We start from the raw sequence: 24,165 nt of genomic DNA, 5'->3' as shown, positions 1-24,165 counted from the left end.
AGAAGTCGCCTTTTGAAAAATTATTATTGTAAAATAATCGTTTTTATTGCTCTATATTAATAAAAACACGGATTTTTATCAAAAAACTAAACAATCAATAATATAAGATCTTTTTTCCAACAAAGTCGAAATTCATTCCTAAAAACAAAAAGGTTCTTTATTCGCAATTGAATAAAGAACCTTTCTAAATTAGCCTTCTCAATTAAATTAATTTCGCAATAATCATTTCTTCCGTAATTCCTTCGGCATCAGCTTTGTAATTTTTGATAATTCTATGACGCAAAATTCCAGTTGCCACGGCTTTTACATCTTCAATATCAGGAGAAAATTTTCCATTGAAAGCCGCGTTCGCTTTAGCAGCCAAAATTAAATTTTGAGAAGCTCTTGGTCCTGCTCCCCAATCCAGATAATTTTTTACAAACTCGTTAGACAAAGAATTGTCCGGTCTTGTTTTGCTCACCAATGTTACTGCATATTCGATTACATTATCAGCGACAGGTATTCTACGGATTAATTGCTGGAAATCAATAATTTCTTGTGCTGTAAACAATGGATTAATCGTATTATTCAAAACTGAAGTCGTCCTTTTTACTACCTGAACTTCTTCTTCAAAAGAAGGATATTCCAGTTTTATGGCAAACATAAATCGGTCTAATTGCGCTTCAGGTAAAGGATACGTTCCTTCCTGCTCAATAGGATTTTGAGTTGCCAAAACAAAATAAGGCAAGTCTAATTTATAGTTCTCACCAGCAATGGTAACGGAACGTTCCTGCATGGCTTCCAGCAAAGCAGCTTGAGTTTTTGGAGGCGTTCTGTTGATCTCATCGGCCAGAATAATATTCGAAAAAATGGGTCCTTTTATAAATTTGAAATGACGGTTCTCATCAAGAATTTCACTCCCAAGTATATCTGACGGCATCAAATCCGGAGTAAACTGAATTCTTTTGAAATCAAGTCCCAGTGCTTGTGCAAGCGTATTCACCATCAACGTTTTGGCTAATCCAGGAACTCCAACTAATAATGCATGCCCCCCAGAAAATATACAAAGCAAAATTTGATCTACCACGCCATCTTGACCAACAATGATTTTTGCTATCTCCGTTTTTAGCTCATTCCTTTTTTGAACTAAGTTATGTATTGCTGCTACGTCTGACATGTATTAAGTATTTAAAATTAAAAAGAGTTAGCGTTATGAAATCATAAAACTAACTCTTTTTATTTATTTATCGGAAAATTTTTATTCCTAATTCTAATCTGGTAAAGGAATAAGAATACTATTTTTTAAGCCAATTGTTTGTAAAATCACAATCCCTGTATTCTCCAATGATTTTGATGTAGGTTTCTTTAATCTTTTCATCAAACCATTTCCCAATAGCAGTAATCTGTTTGCTTTTTAAAGCCAAATCTTTTATCTTGATGTAATCTTTAGCATAATCTGCCGCATGCTCATCTATCCTATTCGTCACGGTAATTAATTTGAATTTTTTCTTTCCTTCTTCTCCTTGTTCTAATATAGGAGCCGAAACTTCACCCTCTTTCAAATTAGATACTTGGCTGTAAAAAGCCGGATCCATTTTTGTCAACTCAAAACGAGTATCTTGTGTTTTAGGGTTGATTAAAGCACCGCCGTTAACTCTTGTTTCTTTCTCATCAGATAGTGTTCTGGCCGCTTCCGCAAAAGTGATTTCTTTATCTTCGATTCTTTTTTTGATCAAAGTAATTTTTTCTTTAGCTTCATTCAATGCGTCCTCAGTTACGGTTGGTGTCAATAATATATGACGCAATTCTACTTCTTGCCCTTTAATTTTTTCAACATAAATGATATGAAAACCAAAATCTGTTTCAAAAGGAGCCGAAATTTCTCCTTCAGCAAGACTAAAAGCCACATCCTTAAATTCTTTTACAAATGGTGTTTTACGATTCATTTTATAAAACCCACCATTTGATCTTGAACCCGGATCCTGAGAATATAAAACAGCTTTAGTAGAAAAACTAGAACCTTCTTCTATTTCTTTTTTGAAACCATTTAGTCTATCAATTACTTTTTGTTTATCGGCATCCGAAACTTTAGGAGCAACCACAATTTGAGCCACTTCCAATTCTACACCAAAAAAAGGAAGATCTGCAGTAGGTATTGTTTTAAAATAATTACGGACTTCTTCAGGAGTAATTTCTACAGCATCAACAATTTTATTTCGCATTGCTGTACTTAACCTACCTTCTTTCAAAATATCAGAAAAATAAGTTCTAAATTCTTCTTCAGAATCTTTTTTATAATATTTCACTACTTTGTCCAAAGATCCTATTTGCTCTATCATATAGCTCAAACGATCTTCCATCATGCCTTTAACTTCAGCATCTGTCACTACAATACTATCTTGTATTGCTTGGTGCGCATATAATTTATCTTCGAGTAATTTTCCTAGCATTTGACATCTTGTAATGTCTTTTACAGAACCTCCCCCTGCAGAAATTTCAAGATACGACTTGTCAATATCTGAATCTAATACAATATAGTCTCCTACAGTGGCAATAACACCATCAATTTTTTGTTTTCCAGTAGCTTGTATTTTTTTAACTGGAGTAACTACACTATCCTTAATAATTTCTTGCGCACTTGCTACAACAGTTGAAAAAAGCAAAAGAAAAAAAGTAAGTGCAATTTTATTATTAATGGATTTCATTTGTATTTTTTTTAATGGCATTTTTTTAATTTATTTTTTATCGTAAGATCGTTATTTTCCTGTTTTTAAATCTGGTCCTATAAATGTTCTGTTAATCTTGGCAAATATACACTTTAAGAATCAAGAAGCGAATTGAATTTATAATACAATTCCTTAGCATTCTTTAAATTTAAAACGAACAAAAATAACAATTCAATTACATAATACAAGTTTCCTACCTACTATTAACAAAAAATTATAAACGGATTTATTTATTGTCCTGTTTCGCTTCTAAATCGTAAAGAAACTGAAGGTTAGAAGTGAAAAAGATTAAAATCTTCATTGTATAGTATTGAATGATTCCAGTATAAATTTATTTTGCTTTTTCAAACATCCTACTTTTTTGCGAGAACTGTTTTTCCTTTTTCTAATATTTCATTCATTCAAAATGAACTTATAATTAAAAAAATCACTCCTAAAAACAAAAAAAACAGGGCTTAAAATTCTCATTTTTAACGCTCTATTCAAAAAGTTGTAAACACTACAACGTTTTCGTTAAGGGTTAAAAAAATTCACATGCTACTCGCGTAAGAATTTGCATAAATTAGCTAAAAAAGTAATGTTTTATCAAAAAATTAAACATAAAAATAAATTTATACTAATTTATTTGATTTTGATAAAACGAGTTTTTATTTCTAATCTTAAAAAAACACTCCATAAAAATTAAATTTCTAGAAATCATATCACTTTCTATTTTTCAATTGTTACCCCAAAATCTATTACCTAACCTAATGTATTCATTTATGAAAAAACAAAATTTTAAAGCGTATCTATTATCAGCATTATTAGTTGGTATGTATTCGTGCAATTCGAATGACGATCTGTTAACAGATTCAGCTGCTGCAGCTTCACAATTCAAAGTAATCAACGTTACACATCACGATGGACAACCATTCAGTACCGGAAAATCGACTACTTCAACAACCGGAAGATACGTTGCTAATCCTGGCGGTGGCGTCATGATGCAAGCTTTCTATTGGGACGTTCCTGCTGGCGGAAACTGGTGGAATACTGTTAACGCCAAAATAACTGCTTGGTCAAATGCAGGTATTGGTTCCATCTGGCTTCCTCCGGTTTCAAAAGCTCAAAATGGACCATTTTCTATGGGTTACGACCCTACAGATTATTTCGATTTTGGAAATTACAATCAAAATGGCACTGTAGAAACCAGATTTGGTTCCCGCACAGAATTAGAAAGTCTGATAACTAAAGTGCACGCCGAAAACATGCAAGTATATGCTGATATGGTATTAAATCACAATAGCGGCGGACAATTAGAAAACAATCCTTTTACAGGAACACAAACCTATACTAACTTTACTGGCGTCGCTTCAGGGAAATTCCCAAGAACCAGCGCTGATTTTTACAAAAATTCATACGGAAATAACGATGAAGGTGCTTTTGGAGGCTTTCCTGACTTAGCTCATGTTGTGCCTAATGTTCAAGACTGGCTTTGGAAAAGAGCAGATGGTGTAGGGAAATATTATAAAAACACCATGAAGTTTGATGGCTGGAGATTTGATTACGTGAAAGGTTTTGCTCCTTGGGTAATAAAAGATTGGAATGCAAACGTTGGTGGATTCTCCGTTGGTGAGTTATGGGATTCTAACGTAAACATACTGAATGATTGGGCGAATAATGCCAATAGTTCTGTTTTTGATTTTGCATGTTACTATAAAATGAACGATGCATTTGACGGAAACAATCTAAATATTTTAAATGATGACATGATGTGGAAAAGAAACCCTTACAAAGCGGTTACTTTCGTCTCCAATCATGACACCGATGAAATTTGGAAAAAAGAGTTAGCGTACGCTTATATTTTAACTCACGAAGGATATCCAACTATTTTTTACAGAGATTATGAAGAATGGTTGAATAAAGCGAAACTGGATAATCTTATCTGGATTCACAACAATAAAGGAACCGGAACTACTTCTATTTTATACACCGATACTGATGAATATATCGCCAGAAGAAATGGCTATAATGGAAATCCTGGTTTAGTGGTTTACATTAATAACTCTTCAACTTGGCAAGAAAGATGGATCCAGACAAATTGGGCTAATGCCCAAATCAAAGATTTCACAGGAAATTCAACTTGGTTTCCTACAACACAAGGTGATAAATGGGTTAAAATTCAGTGTCCGCCAAATGGATATTCTGTTTGGTCAATCAACATGTAACACATAAATATCATAAAGGCTGTCTGAAAAAGACAGCCTTCTTTTTTTATCAGTTGTTAAATATTCTCAATTCTAATATTGATTTAAAACCCCCAGAATTGTAACTTCAAAACTCGCCTACTCCATTTAGAGTATACAATTTTTTTAATTGGCATTTATAAATAGTACTTTTGCAAACTATTTATATAAACATGGGCTTTTTAGAAGAAATACAACGCAGAAGAACTTTCGGGATTATCTCACATCCTGATGCCGGAAAAACAACACTTACTGAGAAACTCCTCCTTTTTGGTGGTGCAATTCAAGAAGCGGGTGCGGTAAAAAATAACAAAATCAAAAAAGGCGCTACCAGTGATTTTATGGAAATTGAGCGCCAGAGAGGGATTTCGGTTTCTACTTCGGTTTTGGCATTCAATTATAAAGACAAAAAAATAAACATTCTAGATACTCCCGGACACAAGGATTTTGCCGAGGATACTTTTAGAACCTTAACCGCTGTTGACAGCGTTATTGTTGTAATTGACGTTGCCAAAGGTGTGGAGGAACAAACAGAAAAATTAGTGGCTGTTTGTAGAATGCGAAAAATTCCAATTATCGTGTTCATCAATAAATTAGACAGAGAAGGAAAAGATGCTTTTGACTTGATGGATGAAGTGGAACAAAAACTGGGTTTAACAGTTACTCCATTAAGTTTCCCAATAGGAATGGGTTATGATTTTCAAGGAATTTATAATTTATGGGAACAAAATATCAATTTATTTAGTGGAGACAGCCGCAAGAATATTGAAGAAACTATCGCTTTCTCCGATGTTAAAAATCCGGAATTAGAAAAAATTATCGGTCAAAAACCCGCTGACAGATTACGAGAAGAATTAGAACTAATAGATGAAGTATATCCAAAATTTGATCGTCAGGACTATTTAGACGGAAAACTGCAACCTGTATTTTTTGGTTCAGCATTGAATAATTTTGGAGTTAGAGAATTACTGGACTGTTTTGTACAAATTGCTCCATCGCCAAGACCTAAAGATTCTGAAACACGATTAGTAGATCCCAAAGAAGAAAAAATGACTGGATTTGTTTTTAAAATCCATGCCAATATGGATCCAAAACACAGAGACCGTCTGGCCTTTATAAAAATTGTTTCTGGAACTTTCGAAAGAAATAAACCGTATTATCACGTTCGTCAAAAGAAGAATTTAAAATTCTCCAGTCCAAATGCCTTTTTTGCAGAAAAGAAAGAAATTGTAGACATCTCCTATCCAGGTGATATTGTAGGCTTGCATGATACCGGAAATTTCAAAATTGGTGATACGTTGACCGAAGGAGAAATCATGAGTTTCAAAGGAATTCCAAGTTTCTCTCCGGAGCATTTCAGATACATCAACAACGCTGATCCGATGAAAGCCAAGCAATTGGACAAAGGAATCGATCAATTGATGGACGAAGGTGTAGCACAATTATTTACGCTGGAAATGAACAACAGAAAAATCATTGGAACGGTTGGCGCACTTCAATACGAGGTTATCCAATACCGTTTAGAACATGAATATGGCGCAAAATGTACGTATGAAAACTTTCCGGTACACAAAGCATGTTGGGTAAAACCAAATGATCTAAAAAGCGATGAGTTTAAAGAATTTAGAAGAATCAAACAGAAATTCTTGGCGCATGATAAATACGGACAATTAGTGTTTTTAGCTGATTCTGACTTTACGATCCAAATGACACAGAATAAATATCCAAATGTGAAATTATATTTTACTTCAGAATTTGAGTAAAATTATATTCTCATAAAACGTTGCATAAAAAAACGCTAATTTAAAAATTAGCGTTTTTTTTATATCATAAAATTAATTTAAGATTAAGCAACCATACTCTCCAAATTTACTGCTTTTTTCAAAAAAGTTTTTATCAAAAGACGGTTTGGAGCCGCTCCAGAAGTGATAACCTGTTTTTTTGTATTTGTTCCTTGTGTAGAAATCGTACTGTTTGGATCTTGTTTCGAACCCATAAACCATAACACAAAATTCATACTACTTGAAGAAGAAGTACTTGTTGAAATATTTTCTTGTTTTGCAACACTAATAACTTCAGTAGCATTAGCAGCAACATTATTTTCAGTTGATTGACCAAAAACAGCAACATTAGACAATAAAATAATAACTAACAACATAAAGGTGTTGTTACTCTTTTTAGTGTCATTATGTTTTGAAAAATAATTCATTTTATGTTTTTTATTAGAAATTTAATAATATGTTTCCCTTATTCTTGGACGAAACTAAATCATTAAATTTTTAATAAAAAATATTTTCGATGAAGCACCGTAATACTCGTTTAAAGCACAAATTTGTTATTCACGCATAAGATTTAATGGTGAGTTAATAATCAATTTGTGAATAAAATTTATTGTGAGTTATGATACCGTACACTAGAGACTCCAAAAAAAACGGTATAAATTTGTAGTATTAATGCTTTCAAAAAATAAATAATAAAATCCAAATTTGCATTTGATAAAACAAAAAAGGCTCCATTTCTGGAGCCTTTTAAAGAATATTATGCTTGTCCCGCAGGACCAAAATTAAGCGGAATCGGTGCTTGTTCAGTGTCTTTTATTTCGCCATGAGCGACTTCAAAACGGTGAATATTTTCTCCTATTGCTTTCAACAATCTTTTAGCATGTTGTGGCGTCAAGACAATTCTTGATTTCACCTTAGCTTTAGGAATACCAGGCATGATGCTTACAAAATCTAAAACAAACTCTGATGAAGAGTGATTTATTATTGCCAAATTGGAATAAATTCCTTCAGCAATTTTTTCATCAAGCTCAATATTAATTTGCTCTTGTTGTTGATTAGAATTACTCATATTTTAATAAATATATTCTTCTTTGTTAGCCATCATATCGTTATAATCTTCTTTTGACCCTACAATTGTATTGTCATATTCTCTCATACCAGTTCCGGCAGGGATTCTATGTCCTACAATTACATTTTCTTTCAATCCTTCTAAGTAATCGATTTTACCTGCAACAGCAGCTTCGTTCAATACTTTAGTAGTCTCTTGGAAAGAGGCAGCAGAAATAAACGATTTAGTTTGAAGCGACGCTCTTGTAATACCTTGTAAAACTGGTGTTGCAGTTGCAGTAACAACATCACGAGCTACAACAAGATTTTTATCTGTACGTTTCAATAAAGAGTTTTCATCACGCAACTCACGAGGCGTAATAATTTGACCTTCTTTTAAAGCACTAGAATCTCCAGCATCTTCAACTACTTTCATACCATATAATTTATCGTTTTGAACGATAAAGTCTTTAGTGTGAATCAATTGATCTTCTAAGAATAAAGTATCACCTGGATCTTGTACTCTTACTTTACGCATCATTTGACGTATTACTACTTCAAAGTGTTTGTCGTTGATTTTTACCCCTTGCAAACGGTATACTTCTTGAATTTCATTAACCAAATACTGTTGAACAGCGGCTGGTCCTTGGATTCTTAAAATATCATCCGGAGTAATTGCACCATCAGATAAAGGCACCCCTGCTCTTACGAAGTCATTTTCTTGAACTAGAATTTGGCTTGATAATTTAACCAAGTATTTTCTAACGTCACCAAATTTAGATTCGATAACAATCTCACGGTTACCTCTTTTGATTTTTCCAAAAGAAACAACACCATCGATTTCAGAAACAACGGCTGGATTTGAAGGATTACGAGCTTCTAACAACTCTGTAATTCTAGGTAAACCTCCTGTAATATCTCCTGATTTAGAAGAACGACGTGGAATTTTCACCAATACTTTACCTGCTTTAATTTTCTCACCGTTTTCAACCATCAAGTGGGCTCCAACTGGTAAGTTATAAGAACGAATTAGTTCTCCTTCTTTACCGTAAACCAATAAAGTTGGAATTAATTTTTTAGCTCTAGATTCAGAAATTACTTTTTCTTGGAAACCAGTTTGCTCATCAATTTCAACCATGAATGATTGACCTTGCTCTAAATCTTCGTAAGCAATTTTACCGGTAAATTCAGAAACGATAACTCCATTATATGGATCCCATTTACAAATCACATCTCCTTTAGCGACAGATTGACCGTCTTTAACGAAAATACTTGAACCGTAAGGAATATTATTTGTACTTAATAAGATACCTGTTCTTTCATCAATTAATTTCAATTCAGTAGAACGAGATACAACAATATCAACTGCATTACCTTCGCTATCTTCTCCTTTAACAGTTTTTAAATCTTCGATTTCAAGTTTACCATTAAATTTGGTAACGATGCTTGATTCTTCAGAAATACCACCCGCAACCCCACCAACGTGGAATGTACGTAATGTTAACTGTGTACCAGGTTCTCCAATAGATTGTGCTGCAATAACACCAACTGCTTCTCCTCTTTGTGTCATTTTACCAGTAGCTAAATTTCTACCGTAACATTTTGCACAAATACCTTTTAACGCTTCACAAGTTAATGGTGAACGCACTTCCACTTTCTCGATTGGAGAAGCGTCAATTGCTTTCATTATAACTTCTGTGATTTGTTGTCCAGATTGAATTAAAACTTCATTGTTTAAAGGATTAACTACGTCTTGTAAAACAACACGTCCTAAAATTCTTTCTCCTAATGATTCAACAATTTCCTCATTTTTCTTCAATGCTGAAACTTCAACACCTCTAAGAGTACCACAATCTTCAATGTTAACAATAACATCTTGAGATACATCATGCAATCTTCTTGTTAAATATCCTGCATCGGCAGTTTTCAATGCCGTATCCGCAAGACCTTTACGCGCCCCGTGAGTAGAGATAAAGTACTCAAGGATTGAAAGACCTTCTTTAAAGTTAGAAAGAATCGGGTTTTCAATAATCTCACCACCACCAGCAGTAGATTTTTTTGGCTTGGCCATCAAACCACGCATACCAGTTAACTGACGAATTTGTTCTTTGGAACCCCTTGCTCCAGAATCAAGCATCATATACACTGAGTTGAAACCTTGTTGGTCTTCTCTAATGTTTTTCATTGCTAACTCTGTCAATTGAGCATTTGCTGAAGTCCATACATCAATAACTTGGTTGTAACGTTCGTTATTGGTAATAAGACCCATATTATAATTTACAGAAATACCTTGAACTTGTTCTCTGGCGTCTGCAATTAATTTTGGTTTTTGATCTGGAATTCTAATATCCCCAAGAGAGAATGACAAACCACCTTTGAAGGCAAATTTGTACCCCATGTCTTTCATGTTATCCAAGAAAGCCGCTGTTGTAGGTACATCAGTAGAACTTAAAACGTGACCGATAATGTCTCTAAGGTTTTTCTTAGTCAATACATCATTGATATATCCAGCTGCTTCCGGTACTACTTCATTAAATAATACACGACCCGCAGTTGTTTTGATGATTTGGTAAACCAACTCACCTGCTTCATTAAAATCTTTTGCTCTAATTTTTACAGAAGCATTCAATTCTAATCTACCTTCATTCAAAGCAATATTTACTTCTTCAGCAGAATAAAAAGTGATTCCTTCTCCTAAAATTTTAAGCTCAGGCGTAGATAAACGTTCTTTGGTCATATAATATAGACCCAAAACCATATCCTGAGAAGGTACCGTAATTGGAGCACCATTAGCAGGATTCAAGATATTATGAGAACCCAACATTAACAATTGTGCTTCCAAAATAGCTTCTGGTCCTAACGGCAAGTGAACTGCCATTTGATCCCCATCAAAATCCGCATTAAATGCAGTACAAACTAAAGGGTGCAATTGGATTGCTTTTCCTTCAATTAATTTTGGCTGGAATGCTTGGATACCTAATCTGTGCAATGTAGGAGCACGATTCAGTAATATTGGGTGACCTTTGATTACATTTTCAAGGATATCCCAAACTACAGGCTCTTTCTTATCTATTATTTTCTTAGCAGATTTAACCGTTTTTACAATTCCTCTTTCTATCAATTTACGGATAACGAAAGGTTTGTATAATTCTGCCGCCATATCTTTTGGGATACCACATTCAGATAATTTCAATTCAGGTCCAACAACAATTACCGAACGAGCAGAATAATCCACACGTTTTCCAAGTAAATTTTGACGGAAACGTCCTTGTTTACCTTTAAGGGAATCAGATAATGATTTTAATGGTCTGTTTGATTCTGTTTTTACTGCAGATGCCTTACGAGTATTATCGAAAAGTGAATCTACAGATTCCTGCAACATACGTTTTTCGTTTCTCAAGATAACTTCCGGAGCTTTAATCTCCATTAATCTTTTCAAACGGTTGTTACGTATAATTACACGACGGTATAAATCATTTAAATCTGAAGTTGCAAAACGACCACCATCAAGTGGCACAAGTGGACGTAATTCTGGTGGAATAACTGGTACCACTTTCATAATCATCCATTCAGGACGATTCTCACGGTTCAAGTTAGACTCACGGAAAGATTCAACAACTTGTAATCTTTTTAACGCTTCCGTTTTACGTTGTTTAGACGTTTCATTGTTAGCATTGTGTCTCAATTGATAAGACAATTGATCCAAATCAATTCTTGCCAATAAATCCATAATACATTCTGCTCCCATTTTGGCAACAAATTTATTAGGATCAAAATCATCAAGATATTGGTTGTCAACAGGAAGAGTGTCTAAAATATTTAAATATTCTTCTTCTGTCAAAAAGTCTAATCTTTGTACTGATTCACCTTCTGCATTTTTAGCGATACCTGCTTGGATTACTACGTATCTTTCGTAGTAGATAATCATGTCTAATTTCTTAGATGGAAGTCCAAGGATATAACCAATTTTGTTTGGAAGTGAACGGAAATACCAGATATGAGCAATAGGCACAACAAGATTGATGTGACCTACTCTGTCTCTACGTACTTTTTTCTCAGTTACTTCTACACCACAACGGTCACAGATAATACCTTTGTAACGTATTCTTTTATACTTACCACAAGCACATTCAAAATCTTTTACTGGTCCGAAAATACGTTCACAGAAAAGACCATCACGCTCAGGCTTGTGCGTTCTGTAGTTGATTGTTTCCGGCTTTAATACTTCACCTCTTGATTCTTTCAAGATAGATTCAGGAGAAGCAAGTCCTATTGAGATTTTATTAAACCTTTTTATAGGGTTTTTATCTTTATTGTTATTATTTCTATTATTCATCATAGTTTTTACTATTGATTTATTTGCAATTAAAAATTGATTTTAGATTTATGATTTACTTTTAAGCGAATCGCTCAAAAAAAGATTTAAATCATTAAACTATTACCTCGAATTACTTCTCTAAACTTCAAATAAAAATTTTGAAGTGCTAATTATAAAACCTTTTGGCTCTAAATAAAAAATCGGAACGGGTTACGGGTATAAATCCTGAAAACTAATTTAAAAAAGTGATCAGTGTTCAGTGTTCAGTTTGAAACTGACAACTGATCACTGATCACTGAGTACTATTCTTCTAAACGAATGTCAAGTCCAAGACCTTTCAATTCATGCATCAATACATTGAATGATTCAGGTAATCCTGGTTCTGGCATAGATTCACCTTTTACGATTGCTTCGTAAGTTTTTGCTCTACCGATAACATCATCAGACTTCACAGTCAAGATTTCTCTAAGAGTACTTGATGCTCCATAAGCTTCAAGTGCCCAAACCTCCATCTCTCCAAAACGCTGACCTCCAAATTGAGCTTTACCACCCAATGGTTGTTGAGTAATCAACGAGTATGGACCTATAGAACGTGCGTGCATTTTATCGTCAACCATGTGTCCAAGTTTCAACATGTAGATAACTCCTACTGTTGCAGCTTGGTGGAAACGTTCTCCTGTACCACCATCATATAAATGTGTATGTCCAAAACGTGGTATTCCAGCTTCGTCAGTCAATTCATTGATTTGATCTAAAGTTGCTCCGTCAAAAATTGGTGTAGCAAATTTTCTACCCAAGTTTTGTCCTGCCCAACCAAGAACTGTTTCATAAATTTGACCAATGTTCATACGTGAAGGTACACCAAGTGGGTTCAACACGATATCAACTGGCGTTCCGTCTTCCAAGAAAGGCATATCTTCATGACGAACGATACGAGCAACAATACCTTTGTTACCGTGACGTCCCGCCATTTTATCCCCAACTTTCAACTTACGTTTTTTGGCAATATATACTTTCGCTAATTTCAAGATTCCTGCTGGCAATTCATCTCCAACAGTAATAGTGAATTTCTCTCTACGTAAAGCACCTTGTAAATCGTTCAATTTAATTTTATAGTTATGAATTAAATCATTAACCATTTTATTAGTTGCATCATCTGCAACCCATTGACCTTTACTTAAGTGAGCAAAATCTTCAACAGCATAAAGCATTTTTTGAGTGTATTTTTTACCTTTTGGTAAAACTTCCTCACCCAAATCATTCATTACACCTTGAGATGTTTTTCCGTTTACGATCAAGAAAAGTTTCTCCACTAATTTGTCTTTTAATTCAACAAATTTAACTTCAAACTCCATTTCAAGTGCTCCTAAAGCATCTTTATCCTGAGTACGTTTACGTTTATCTTTTACCGCTCTTGCGAACAATTTTTTGTCTAAAACAACACCATGTAAAGAAGGAGAGGCTTTTAATGAAGCATCTTTTACATCACCTGCTTTGTCCCCGAAGATTGCACGAAGCAATTTCTCTTCCGGAGTAGGATCTGATTCCCCTTTTGGAGTAATTTTTCCGATAAGAATGTCACCAGGTTTAACCTCGGCTCCAATTCTAATCATACCATTTTCATCTAAATCTTTAGTAGCTTCTTCAGAAACGTTCGGTATATCGTTCGTTAATTCTTCGTTACCTAATTTAGTATCTCTAACTTCCAATGAATAATCATCCACGTGAATAGAGGTAAAAATATCGTCACGAACCACTTTTTCAGAAATTACAATCGCATCCTCGAAGTTGTACCCTTTCCATGGCATAAACGCAACTTTTAGGTTACGACCTAAAGCTAATTCACCATTTTGAGTCGCATATCCTTCAGATAATACTTGTCCAGGAACCACTCTATCCCCTTTTCTTACGATAGGTTTAAGGTTGATACTTGTACCTTGATTGGTTTTTCTAAATTTAATTAGATTGTATGTTTTTTCATCCGACTCAAAACTTACCATTCTTTCTTCCTCAGAACGGTCGTATTTGATAGTGATGATATTGGCATCTACATATTCTATAACTCCATCTCCTTCAGCATTAATTAATACTCTAGAATCAGAAGCTACTTGACGCTCTAAACCAGTTCCAACAATTGGAGCTTCAGGACGAATTAATGGTACGGCCTGACGCATCATGTTAGATCCCATCAAGGCTCTATTCGCATCATCATGTTCCAAGAAAGGAATCAAAGAAGCTGAGATAGAAGCAATTTGATTTGGAGCAACATCCGTATAATCAACTTTTGTTGGTTCAATTACTGGGAAATCACCTTCTTGACGCGCAATTACGTCTTCGGCAGTAATTTTTCCTGTAGCATCCATTTGAATATTTGCCTGAGCAATCATCATTCCTTCTTCTTCTTCTGCGCTTAAGTAAACTGGAGTAGACACTAGATCTACAGTTCCGTTTGTTACTTTACGATACGGTGTTTCGATGAAACCCATTCCGTTTACTTTAGCATAAACACCAAGAGATGAAATCAAACCAATGTTTGGTCCCTCAGGAGTTTCAATTGGACATAAACGTCCGTAATGCGTATAGTGAACGTCACGTACCTCAAAACCTGCTCTTTCTCTCGAAAGTCCACCTGGTCCTAGTGCAGATAATCTTCTCTTGTGCGTAATCTCGGCAAGTGGATTCGTTTGATCCATAAACTGAGACAACTGGTTTGTTCCAAAGAAAGAGTTGATAACAGATGATAATGTTTTAGCATTAATCAAATCTATTGGTGTAAACACCTCGTTATCTCTAACGTTCATTCTCTCACGAATAGTTCTCGCCATACGCGCTAAACCAACACCGAATTGTTGCGACAATTGTTCTCCAACTGTTCTTACACGACGGTTTGATAAGTGATCAATATCATCAATCTCTGCTTTAGAGTTGATCAATTCGATCAAATATTTCACAATAGTTATGATATCTTCTTTGGTCAAGACTTGCTTTTCCATTGGAGTATCTAAACCTAATTTTTTATTTATTCTATAACGACCTACTTCACCTAAGTTGTAACGTTGGTCAGAGAAGAATAATTTATCTATAATACCACGAGCCGTTTCTTCATCAGGCGGTTCAGCATTACGTAATTGTCTGTAGATATGTTCAACAGCCTCTTTTTCAGAGTTTGTTGGATCTTTTTGCAACGTATTATGAATGATCGCATAATCACCTTGATTAGCATCTTCTTTATGCAGCAAAATAGATTTAACGTTAGAATCAATGATTTCCTCTACATTATCTTTATCGATAATTGTATCTCTATCAAGGATTATTTCGTTACGTTCGATAGAAACTACTTCACCAGTGTCTTCATCTACGAAATCTTCATGCCATGTATTCAATACACGGGCAGCTAATTTTCTACCGATATATTTTTTTAGACCTGTTTTAGAAACCTTAATTTCTTCAGCAAGATCAAAAATTTCTAGAATATCTTTATCTCTTTCAAAACCAATTGCTCTAAAAAGAGTGGTAACTGGTAATTTTTTCTTTCTGTCGATATAAGCGTACATTACACTATTAATATCTGTAGAAAATTCTATCCAAGAACCTTTAAAAGGAATTACTCTGGCAGAATACAATTTTGTACCATTTGCATGGAATGATTGACCAAAGAAAACACCTGGAGATCTGTGTAATTGAGAAACAACTACACGCTCAGCACCATTAATAACAAAGGTACCGCTCGGCGTCATATAAGGAATTGTACCAAGATAAACATCTTGAACAATAGTTTCAAAATCTTCATGTTCTGGATCTGTACAATATAGTTTTAACCTTGCTTTTAAAGGCACACTATAGGTAAGACCTCTTTCTATACATTCTTGAATTGTATAACGTGGTGGATCTACAAAATAATCAAGGAATTCCAATACAAAGTTATTTCTTGTATCAGTAATTGGGAAGTTTTCCATGAAGGTATTGTAAAGCCCTTCGTCGCCTCTTTCGTCAGATTTAGTTTCTAATTGAAAAAAATCTTTGAACGATTTAACCTGAACATCTAGAAAATCTGGATAATCAGGAATATTTTTTGTTGAGGCAAAATTCAATCTTTCGGTCTGATTTGTTATCATCAATGGACAAAATTTTGATTAAAAAAGTAATTTTTTTGTACAAATATTGATCTATTTATACTTTTCTTTTACAACCATTACATCTTTAAAAACCAATTTAAGATAACTACTTTCTTATTATCTGTTAATTTTTTTTCCTCGTAATGGGTAAAATGAATTTGTTTTCAAAGACTATTATGTAATTATACAAGGTAGACTTTTGTTATACGAAAAATGGTTTAGGTCATTGGGAGACTAAACCCAAGACCTAAACCTAATTCTTTAAACTGAGTTTAACTATTTAAGCTCAACAACAGCTCCAGCTTCTTCTAAAGATTTTTTAAGCCCTTCAGCTTCTTCTTTAGTTACACCTTCTTTAACGTTACTTGGAGCGCTATCAACTACATCTTTAGCTTCTTTCAAACCTAAACCTGTAAGTTCTTTAACTAATTTTACAACTGCTAATTTAGAAGCACCAGCTTCTTTCAATACAACTGTAAACTCCGTTTGAGCTTCTTCAGCAGCAGCTTCTCCACCACCTGAAACCACTACAGCTGCAGCAGCTGGTTCGATTCCGTACTCATCTTTTAATATTGTTGCTAATTCGTTAACTTCTTTTACCGTTAGGTTAACTAATTGTTCTGCGAATTGTTTCAAATCTGCCATTTTTTCTATCGTTTTAAAATGATTTGTAAAAATATAATTTATTTATTGTGCGCTTTTTAAAATAAAACTTAGACTATAAAGTCGGTTTTATTATGCTTCTACTTCTTCTGTAGCCTCTTCGCTTTTTGCGAATTGGTTTTGAAGTGCAGAAATAACTCTTTGAGCTGGTGATTGAAGCAATCCAATGATTTCGCCGATAAGCTCTTCTTTAGATTTAATAGTTGCTAATGCATCTAATTGATCATCACCGATGTAAATTTCAGAGTTAATATAAGCTCCTTTTAATACAGGCTTGTCAGATTTTTTTCTAAAATCTTTAATGATTTTTCCAGGTGCGTTTGCAATATCAGAAATAAAGATCGCACTGTTACCTGTCAATACAGAAGGTAAATCACCATAATCATTATCTGAAACTTCCATTGCTTTTGCAAGCAAAGTGTTTTTTACTACCTCTAATTTAATACCTGCTTTAAAACAAGCTCTTCTCAAGTTTGAAGTTGTTTCTGCGTTTAATCCAGAAATATCAGATACATAAATGATATTTGTACCAGCTAACTGTGCAGTTAATTCTTCAATCGCGATTGATTTTTCTTCTCTAGTCATACTAAAAATTATTAACTACCAATTATACTGCTTTTGGGTCCAATGCAATTGCAGGACTCATCGTGCTTGTAAGGTGAATCCCTTTAATATAGGTACCTTTAGCAGCAGTTGGTTTAAGTTTGATTAATGTTTGAATAATTTCGTGTGCATTGTCATAAATTTGCTCAGCTCCAAAAGAAACTTTACCAATTCCTGCATGTACGATACCAGTTTTATCAACTTTAAAGTCAATTTTACCAGCTTTAACCTCTGCAACAGCTTTAGCAACATCCATAGTTACAGTACCTGTTTTAGGGTTTGGCATCAAACCTCTAGGTCCTAATATACGACCTAATGGACCTAATTTACCCATTACAGCAGGCATAGTGATGATAACATCAACATCTGTCCAACCGTCTTTAATTTTTTGAAGGTAATCATCAAGACCAACATAGTCTGCACCAGCTGCCAAAGCTTCCGCTTCTTTATCTGGAGTAACTAATGCTAATACTTTAACATCTTTACCAGTTCCATGAGGTAATGTTACCACACCTCTTACCATTTGATTCGCTTTTCTTGGATCTACACCCAATCGAACTGCGATATCAACAGACTCATCAAATTTTGCAGAAGCAATAACTTTTATCAATGCCGCAGCATCTTTTAAAGAGTATAATTTGTTCTTTTCAATTTTCGAAGCAGCCTCTTTTTGCTTTTTTGTCAATTTTGCCATGTCTTTCTCTTAATTAAAAAGGAGAATCTCCTGATACAGTTATACCCATAGATCTAGCTGTTCCAGCAATCATGCTCATAGCAGATTCGATTGTGAATGCATTTAGATCTACCATTTTGTCGTCGGCGATTGTTCTAATAACATCCCAAGTAACGCTAGCTACTTTTTTACGATTTGGTTCACCAGATCCGGACTTTAGCTTTGCAGCTTCCAATAACTGGACTGCCGCTGGAGGAGTTTTTACAACAAAATCAAATGATTTGTCTTTATACACAGTAATTTGTACTGGGCATATTTTGCCGGGTTTATCTTGAGTTCTAGCATTAAATTGCTTACAGAATTCCATGATGTTTACCCCAGCAGCTCCTAAAGCAGGTCCAACCGGTGGCGACGGGTTCGCAGCACCTCCCTTAACTTGTAGTTTAACTACCTTACTAATTTCTTTAGCCATTTTTTAAAAAATTTAACACTACAATCATTGGAAGCGATTGTAATGGATATTATAGATGTAACAAAAAATTATACTTTTTCAACTTGCATAAAACTCAATTCCAATGGTGTTTTTCTTCCGAAAATCTTAACCATCACTTCCAGTTTACGCTTTTCTTCATTAATTTTTTCAACAGTACCGTTAAAACCATTAAAAGGTCCGTCAACAACCTTAATAGTTTCACCGATGTTAAAAGGAATAGAACGAGTATCTGTATTCACAGCTAACTCATCTACTTTACCTAACATTCTGTTTACTTCTGAAATTCTCAACGGCACAGGCTCTCCACCTTTGATTTCACCTAGAAAACCAATAACACTTGTTATAGACTTAATAATATGAGGTATCTCTCCAATAAGATTAGCTTCAATCATAACATAACCAGGAAAATAAACTTTGTCTTTGATTATTTTTTTCCCCTCTTTTACTGTAACTACTTTTTCAGTAGGCACTAAAACTTGCGAAACATAATCTCCCATTCCTAGTCGCGCAATTTCGGTTTCAATATAAGCTTTCACTTTATTTTCTTGCCCGCTTACCGCTCTAACGACATACCACTTCTTAATATTATTATCTGCCATAACAAAAAAATTATGCTTTTATCCAGTTAAAAAATCCAGCCAAAGCTTTTGCGAAAATTTCATCTACTCCCCAAGTTGCCAAAGCGAATAATACTGAAAAAACAGCAACAACAATCGTTAGACGTTGCACCTCAGCCCAAGCTGGCCAAGTCACATTTGACTTTAATTCCTCAAATGCTTCTGATATGTAATTAACAACTTTTGTCATTATGATTTATTTTTTTTTGCACGGGCGGAGGGATTCGAACCCCCATCAACGGTTTTGGAGACCGCTATTCTACCCTTGAACTACGCCCGTAGAATAAAAAATAGTGTCATCGTTAAACGACACTATTTTTTGAATTTATTTTAGTAGATTATCCTACAATTTCAGTTACCTGTCCAGCACCTACTGTTCTACCACCTTCACGGATAGCGAAACGTAAACCAACGCTCATTGCGATTGGGCTTAACAAAGCAACATTGATAGTTAAGTTGTCTCCTGGCATTACCATCTCTACACCTTCTGGTAAAGTAATAACCCCTGTTACGTCAGTTGTACGTACGTAAAACTGTGGACGGTAGTTATTATGGAATGGTGTGTGACGACCACCTTCTTCTTTTTTCAAGATATAAACCTCTGCTTTGAAAGTAGCGTGTGGCTTAACTGAACCTGGCTTAATGATAACCATTCCTCTTTTGATAGATTCTTTATCAACACCACGCAACAATAAACCTACGTTATCTCCTGCTTCACCTCTATCAAGGATTTTACGGAACATCTCAACTCCTGTAATAGTAGAAGTTAATTTTTCAGCTCCCATACCAATGATTTCAACAGCATCTCCTGTATTAGCAATACCAGTTTCGATACGACCTGTAGCAACAGTTCCACGACCAGTAATTGTAAACACATCTTCAACTGGCATCAAGAATGGTTTTGCCGTATCACGAATTGGTTCTTCAATCCATGTATCACAAGCTTCCATTAATTCAATGATTTTTGGTACCCAAGCTGGATCATTATTCAATCCTCCAAGAGCAGACCCTTGAATAACTGGACAATTGTCTCCATCATATTCATAGAAAGACAATAAGTCTCTAATTTCCATTTCAACAAGCTCCAATAATTCCTCATCATCAACCATATCCACTTTATTCATGAATACAACCATTCTAGGAATACCTACTTGGCGACCTAAAAGGATATGCTCACGAGTTTGTGGCATTGGTCCGTCTGTAGCAGCTACAACAAGGATAGCACCGTCCATTTGAGCAGCACCAGTAACCATGTTTTTTACGTAATCCGCGTGACCTGGACAGTCAACGTGTGCGTAATGACGGTTAGCAGTTTCGTACTCAACGTGAGATGTATTAATTGTAATACCTCTTTCTTTTTCTTCAGGAGCATTATCAATTTGATCAAATGATTTTGCTTGACAGTAACCTGCATCAGATAACACTTTTGTGATTGCTGCAGTTAATGTAGTTTTTCCGTGATCCACGTGCCCAATTGTACCAATGTTTAAGTGGGGCTTGTTACGGTTAAAGGTTTCTTTTGCCATTTTACTTAATTTTTAATCTAGTTTATATATTTATTTCAATTTCTTACTAACTTGAGCCAACTACGGGAATTGAACCCGTGACCTCTTCCTTACCAAGGAAGCACTCTACCTCTGAGCTAAGTCGGCAGAATCCTTGATTTTAATCCCGATAACCATCAGGATAGACTTCTAATTTTAGACTTTTCAAATCTACAATCTGAAATTCACAATCTAAAATTCATCCTTGTGGGGAGAGCAGGATTCGAACCTGCGAAGTTCACACAGCAGATTTACAGTCTGCCCTCGTTGGCCGCTTGAGTATCTCCCCCAACTTTTTTTATATAAATTTTATGCCTTTTGAGCCGGCGGAGGGACTCGAACCCACGACCTGCTGATTACAAATCAGCTGCTCTAGCCAACTGAGCTACGCTGGCAATATCAATAAAAAAAGTCCGCTATTTCTAACGGACTGCAAATGTATAGATTTTATCTCTCAATCAAAACATTTTTTAAAAAAAAATTCATATTAAATGTGCGAACTTATTTTTTCTTTCCTTTTAACCAACATTCTTTGTAAGGATTCTGCCGAAAGCTCAACCGCTTCTTCAAAAGTTTTACACTGCTTTTTTACCAAAAAATCATCACCTGGGACATTAATTTTCACCTCGGCAATTTTATTTTCTTTATCACTTGTCTTTTCAACTTTCAAAAAAACATCCGCCGATACTACTTTGTCGTAGTACTTTTCCAACTTGTCCATTCTATCTTGAACAAAATCTACTAGCTTTTTGTCAACAGTAAAGTTAACTGCATGAACACTTACCTTCATAATCATTTTTTTTAATAGTTAAACATTTCTCAAAATTACTTCTGACCCCGTGGATGCGCCTCTTTATACACACTTTTCAGTTCTGACAAACTACTGTGCGTATATATTTGCGTCGACGCCAGACTAGAATGACCTAATAATTCCTTGACTGAATTTAAATCCGCTCCATTATTTAACAAATGCGTTGCAAAAGTATGTCTCAATATATGGGGGCTCTTTTTTACTTTTTCAGAGACAGTACTAAAGTAAGAATTTATTAATCGATACACAAAGGAATCATTTAATTTTAACCCTTTTTTTGTGAGAAACAAATAATCGCTATCTATAATAGACAACAACCCTTCTCGCTCTTCCAAGTACAACGAGAACTGCTCTTTTATCACTGGCAAAACAGGAAGGATTCGTTCTTTATTACGTTTTCCTAATACTTTTATTGTGCTGCCGGATAAATTAATATTATTTATTTTTAAACCAATCAATTCCGCTCTTCGCATTCCTGTAGTATATAACAAATCGATTATCAGTTTATCTCTAATTTCCTGAAAACCTACAGCACTTCGCATTACATCCAAGACATCCACAACTTCCTTTTCAGAAAAAGGAATCTGCACTATTTTCGGAACCTTTAACGCTTTGTGTTTTAACAACGGACTCACTTCTATTTGTTTTGTTTTTAATAGAAATTTATAAAATGCTTTTAAGGATGCAATTTTTCTATTAACCGATGTATTTGACATACCGTCATCCACAAGCGACACAATCCAAGTTCTAATTTGACTGTAATTGACCTGCTCTACATCCTCTTGATCGAAATGAATGGTATTGAATAATTCAAAAGAAGTAACATCATTGCAATACGCAGTTACGGTATGTGGAGAGTATTTTTTTTCCAACTGAAGATAATCCCGAAATGCATCTTTATTAGTAGCCATAAAAAAACCGTTAGCATCAAAGTTATAAAACTTTTAATGACTAACGGTAATTTATTTAATAGATATTGACTAACTCTCTAAGTTATCTCTCATATTTTGGATATAAGCCGCTTTTTGAATTTTGATTCTATTCGTTACTGAAGGCTTAATAAAAGCAGTACGTGCTCTTAGTTGACGAACAGTTCCTGTTTTATCAAATTTTCTTTTGTAACGTTTTAACGCTCTATCGATATTTTCTCCGTCTTTAATTGGTATAATTAACATAATATAGACACCCCCTTTCTTTAAGTGTGCAAAAGTATGTATTAATTACGAGTTATAAGTTATAAATTATGAATTATTTTAAAAGAATTAAAACAAGACAAGAACAAAGAATAAAAAAAGCCAAGTCACACTACTTGTTTCTTGGCTCTATATTCTATTCTCTATATTCTAAAAAGTTATTATTTCACAGCTGGCTCATAATTTTGTTTGTCAATTATCATTTTTGATAAAATCTCCTTAAGGATTTCTGAAGTTCCACCTCCTATTGGCCCCAAACGACTATCTCTAAATAAACGTGCTAATGGATAATCTTCCATGTAGCCATAACCTCCCAACATTTGCAAGCAACTATAAATTGTTTCATCAGCCACTTTTGTAGATTTTAATTTGGCCATAGTAGCCTCCTTAACCACATATTCTCCTTTGTCTAATCGGGCTACGGCAGCATAATTAAACACTTTGCAATGCTCAACATCTGTTGCGTGCTCTACTAATGTATGTCTTAACGCCTGAAACTTATCTATTGTTTTTCCAAATGCTTCTCGTTGTGACATGTATTCGATTGTATACTCAATTGCATATTCAGCTCTTGCATGAGCATTTATAGCCATAATCAAACGCTCTAAGGCAAAATGTTGCATAATATAAGGAAATCCTTTCCCTTCTTCACCCATTAAATTTTCTACAGGAATTTCTACATTATCAAATGCAATCTCTGCTGTATCTGAAGCTCTCCAACCTAATTTATCAAGTTTTGTAGTGGAAATTCCTTTAAGGTTACTATCCATCAAAAACATACTTATTCCTTTGTTTCCAAGTTCTGGACTTGTTTTCGCAGCAACTACATAATAATCGCCATAAATACCGTTAGTTATGAATGTTTTAGAACCATTAATAATATATTTATCTCCTTTTTTTATAGCTGTAGTACGCATACCTGCAACATCACTTCCACCAAAAGGCTCTGTAATACACAAAGCTCCTATTTTATCACCAGAAATACTCGGCACCAAATATTCTTGTTTAATTCGCTCATCGCCTTCCGCATTTAAATGTGTCATTGCTAAATAAGAATGCGCCCACATAGCAGCTGCAAAACCGGATGATTTTATTTTTTGAAGTTCTTCTAAAAAAATAACTGTGTAAAATAAATCTAAATTCAATCCGCCATAAGCCTCAGGATATCGTATTCCGAAAAAGCCCATTTCTCCAAATTTTTTCCATATAAAACGCTCAATTGTACCAGTTTTCTCCCATTTTTCAATATGAGGTACAACTTCTTTTTGTAAAAAATCTTGTAAACTTGCTCTAAATAATTGATGTTCTTCTGTAAAATATATTGAATTCATAAAATTAATTAATTTTTTTTATTAATTTTTAATAAATTGAAGGTGTCCT

19 protein-coding genes and 4 tRNA genes are annotated in these 24,165 nt (G+C 34.5%); 2 read left to right on the top strand and 21 right to left on the bottom strand.

The genetic code is table 11. From position 1 onward, the window contains the following. Positions 1-202: 202 nt before the first annotated feature. On the bottom strand, positions 203-1,156 hold the full coding sequence (locus ACNQGX_RS02610; protein WP_417973745.1) for an AAA family ATPase: 954 nt from the start codon (positions 1,154-1,156) through the stop codon (positions 203-205). A 118-nt stretch (positions 1,157-1,274) separates the two neighbouring features. Next, positions 1,275-2,705 carry a peptidylprolyl isomerase gene (locus ACNQGX_RS02605; RefSeq protein WP_417973743.1) on the bottom strand — a complete coding sequence of 477 codons (1,431 nt, stop codon included), beginning with the start codon at positions 2,703-2,705 and terminating at the stop codon, positions 1,275-1,277. A gap of 761 nt (positions 2,706-3,466) precedes the next feature. Between ACNQGX_RS02605 and ACNQGX_RS02600 the strand changes: the two genes are divergently transcribed. Beyond that, entirely contained in the window at positions 3,467-4,909 is a 1,443-nt protein-coding gene (locus ACNQGX_RS02600; protein ID WP_417973741.1) for an alpha-amylase, read from the top strand. A 191-nt stretch (positions 4,910-5,100) separates the two neighbouring features. Further along, positions 5,101-6,690 carry a peptide chain release factor 3 gene (locus ACNQGX_RS02595; RefSeq protein WP_131916701.1) on the top strand — a complete coding sequence of 530 codons (1,590 nt, stop codon included), beginning with the start codon at positions 5,101-5,103 and terminating at the stop codon, positions 6,688-6,690. An 83-nt stretch (positions 6,691-6,773) separates the two neighbouring features. Here ACNQGX_RS02595 and ACNQGX_RS02590 read toward each other — a convergent pair whose 3' ends face one another. The 19 genes from ACNQGX_RS02590 to ACNQGX_RS02500 form a co-directional block, all read right to left on the bottom strand. Next, positions 6,774-7,136, bottom strand: coding sequence for a hypothetical protein (locus tag ACNQGX_RS02590; RefSeq protein WP_417973739.1), 363 nt, complete (start codon positions 7,134-7,136; stop codon positions 6,774-6,776). A gap of 329 nt (positions 7,137-7,465) precedes the next feature. After that, positions 7,466-7,777 (bottom strand): DUF3467 domain-containing protein, encoded by a 312-nt coding sequence (locus ACNQGX_RS02585; protein WP_073354716.1) that lies wholly within the window; start codon positions 7,775-7,777, stop codon positions 7,466-7,468. 3 nt (positions 7,778-7,780) lie between these two features. Continuing rightward, positions 7,781-12,094, bottom strand: a complete 4,314-nt coding sequence (gene rpoC, locus ACNQGX_RS02580; RefSeq protein ID WP_417973737.1) for a DNA-directed RNA polymerase subunit beta' — start codon at positions 12,092-12,094, stop codon at positions 7,781-7,783. A 281-nt stretch (positions 12,095-12,375) separates the two neighbouring features. Continuing rightward, positions 12,376-16,188, bottom strand: coding sequence for a DNA-directed RNA polymerase subunit beta (gene rpoB, locus ACNQGX_RS02575; protein WP_417973735.1), 3,813 nt, complete (start codon positions 16,186-16,188; stop codon positions 12,376-12,378). 276 nt (positions 16,189-16,464) lie between these two features. After that, a complete protein-coding gene (rplL, locus tag ACNQGX_RS02570; RefSeq protein WP_077370834.1) occupies positions 16,465-16,833 on the bottom strand; it encodes a 50S ribosomal protein L7/L12 in 369 nt (122 codons plus the stop codon). A gap of 90 nt (positions 16,834-16,923) precedes the next feature. Next, complete coding sequence (rplJ, locus tag ACNQGX_RS02565) at positions 16,924-17,436, bottom strand: 50S ribosomal protein L10 (protein ID WP_417973733.1); 513 nt, start codon at positions 17,434-17,436, stop codon at positions 16,924-16,926. 22 nt (positions 17,437-17,458) lie between these two features. Further along, the gene (gene rplA, locus ACNQGX_RS02560) at positions 17,459-18,148 is read right to left on the bottom strand and encodes a 50S ribosomal protein L1 (protein WP_072944426.1); all 690 of its coding nucleotides are present in this window, start codon (positions 18,146-18,148) and stop codon (positions 17,459-17,461) included. A 13-nt stretch (positions 18,149-18,161) separates the two neighbouring features. Then, on the bottom strand, positions 18,162-18,599 hold the full coding sequence (gene rplK / locus ACNQGX_RS02555; RefSeq protein WP_131992152.1) for a 50S ribosomal protein L11: 438 nt from the start codon (positions 18,597-18,599) through the stop codon (positions 18,162-18,164). 68 nt (positions 18,600-18,667) lie between these two features. Then, positions 18,668-19,219, bottom strand: coding sequence for a transcription termination/antitermination protein NusG (gene nusG / locus ACNQGX_RS02550; RefSeq protein ID WP_126455879.1), 552 nt, complete (start codon positions 19,217-19,219; stop codon positions 18,668-18,670). 10 nt (positions 19,220-19,229) lie between these two features. After that, entirely contained in the window at positions 19,230-19,427 is a 198-nt protein-coding gene (gene secE / locus ACNQGX_RS02545) for a preprotein translocase subunit SecE (RefSeq protein WP_039109059.1), read from the bottom strand. Between the two features lie 19 nt (positions 19,428-19,446). Then, positions 19,447-19,517, bottom strand: a tRNA-Trp gene (locus ACNQGX_RS02540). Positions 19,518-19,575: 58 nt separating this feature from the next. Further along, positions 19,576-20,763 (bottom strand): elongation factor Tu, encoded by a 1,188-nt coding sequence (gene tuf / locus ACNQGX_RS02535; RefSeq protein ID WP_131916706.1) that lies wholly within the window; start codon positions 20,761-20,763, stop codon positions 19,576-19,578. A 54-nt stretch (positions 20,764-20,817) separates the two neighbouring features. Next, positions 20,818-20,889: transfer RNA gene (locus tag ACNQGX_RS02530), tRNA-Thr, on the bottom strand. A gap of 100 nt (positions 20,890-20,989) precedes the next feature. Next, positions 20,990-21,070: transfer RNA gene (locus ACNQGX_RS02525), tRNA-Tyr, on the bottom strand. 32 nt (positions 21,071-21,102) lie between these two features. Further along, positions 21,103-21,176 (bottom strand) — tRNA-Thr (locus ACNQGX_RS02520). A 92-nt stretch (positions 21,177-21,268) separates the two neighbouring features. Further along, complete coding sequence (hpf, locus tag ACNQGX_RS02515) at positions 21,269-21,571, bottom strand: ribosome hibernation-promoting factor, HPF/YfiA family (protein WP_131916707.1); 303 nt, start codon at positions 21,569-21,571, stop codon at positions 21,269-21,271. A gap of 35 nt (positions 21,572-21,606) precedes the next feature. Further along, positions 21,607-22,503: a tyrosine-type recombinase/integrase gene (locus ACNQGX_RS02510; protein WP_417973730.1), complete on the bottom strand. Its 897-nt coding sequence runs from the start codon at positions 22,501-22,503 to the stop codon at positions 21,607-21,609. Positions 22,504-22,572: 69 nt separating this feature from the next. After that, on the bottom strand, positions 22,573-22,767 hold the full coding sequence (rpsU, locus tag ACNQGX_RS02505) for a 30S ribosomal protein S21 (protein ID WP_035670421.1): 195 nt from the start codon (positions 22,765-22,767) through the stop codon (positions 22,573-22,575). Positions 22,768-22,946: 179 nt separating this feature from the next. After that, on the bottom strand, positions 22,947-24,116 hold the full coding sequence (locus ACNQGX_RS02500; protein WP_131916709.1) for an acyl-CoA dehydrogenase family protein: 1,170 nt from the start codon (positions 24,114-24,116) through the stop codon (positions 22,947-22,949). Positions 24,117-24,165: the final 49 nt, after the last annotated feature.

Origin of the sequence: Flavobacterium glycogeni (assembly GCF_048286775.1) — a bacterium.
Taxonomy (GTDB): domain Bacteria; phylum Bacteroidota; class Bacteroidia; order Flavobacteriales; family Flavobacteriaceae; genus Flavobacterium.
Note: the sequence above shows the minus strand (reverse complement) of the source record. Positions and strands in the feature narration are given on the sequence as shown.

Coding starts and splice junctions, on each gene's coding strand:
- hpf (WP_131916707.1), bottom strand. CDS start 21,571: ATGAAGGTAAGTGTTCATGCAGTTAACTTTACTGTTGACAAAAAGCTA.
- rplJ (WP_417973733.1), bottom strand. CDS start 17,436: ATGACTAGAGAAGAAAAATCAATCGCGATTGAAGAATTAACTGCACAG.
- rplA (WP_072944426.1), bottom strand. CDS start 18,148: ATGGCAAAATTGACAAAAAAGCAAAAAGAGGCTGCTTCGAAAATTGAA.
- rpoB (WP_417973735.1), bottom strand. CDS start 16,188: ATGATAACAAATCAGACCGAAAGATTGAATTTTGCCTCAACAAAAAAT.
- rpsU (WP_035670421.1), bottom strand. CDS start 22,767: ATGTTAATTATACCAATTAAAGACGGAGAAAATATCGATAGAGCGTTA.
- ACNQGX_RS02595 (WP_131916701.1), top strand. CDS start 5,101: ATGGGCTTTTTAGAAGAAATACAACGCAGAAGAACTTTCGGGATTATC.
- ACNQGX_RS02500 (WP_131916709.1), bottom strand. CDS start 24,116: ATGAATTCAATATATTTTACAGAAGAACATCAATTATTTAGAGCAAGT.
- ACNQGX_RS02610 (WP_417973745.1), bottom strand. CDS start 1,156: ATGTCAGACGTAGCAGCAATACATAACTTAGTTCAAAAAAGGAATGAG.
- rplK (WP_131992152.1), bottom strand. CDS start 18,599: ATGGCTAAAGAAATTAGTAAGGTAGTTAAACTACAAGTTAAGGGAGGT.
- ACNQGX_RS02600 (WP_417973741.1), top strand. CDS start 3,467: ATGAAAAAACAAAATTTTAAAGCGTATCTATTATCAGCATTATTAGTT.
- nusG (WP_126455879.1), bottom strand. CDS start 19,219: ATGGCAGATAATAATATTAAGAAGTGGTATGTCGTTAGAGCGGTAAGC.
- secE (WP_039109059.1), bottom strand. CDS start 19,427: ATGACAAAAGTTGTTAATTACATATCAGAAGCATTTGAGGAATTAAAG.
- ACNQGX_RS02585 (WP_073354716.1), bottom strand. CDS start 7,777: ATGAGTAATTCTAATCAACAACAAGAGCAAATTAATATTGAGCTTGAT.
- rplL (WP_077370834.1), bottom strand. CDS start 16,833: ATGGCAGATTTGAAACAATTCGCAGAACAATTAGTTAACCTAACGGTA.
- ACNQGX_RS02590 (WP_417973739.1), bottom strand. CDS start 7,136: ATGAATTATTTTTCAAAACATAATGACACTAAAAAGAGTAACAACACC.
- ACNQGX_RS02605 (WP_417973743.1), bottom strand. CDS start 2,705: ATGCCATTAAAAAAAATACAAATGAAATCCATTAATAATAAAATTGCA.
- rpoC (WP_417973737.1), bottom strand. CDS start 12,094: ATGATGAATAATAGAAATAATAACAATAAAGATAAAAACCCTATAAAA.
- ACNQGX_RS02510 (WP_417973730.1), bottom strand. CDS start 22,503: ATGGCTACTAATAAAGATGCATTTCGGGATTATCTTCAGTTGGAAAAA.
- tuf (WP_131916706.1), bottom strand. CDS start 20,763: ATGGCAAAAGAAACCTTTAACCGTAACAAGCCCCACTTAAACATTGGT.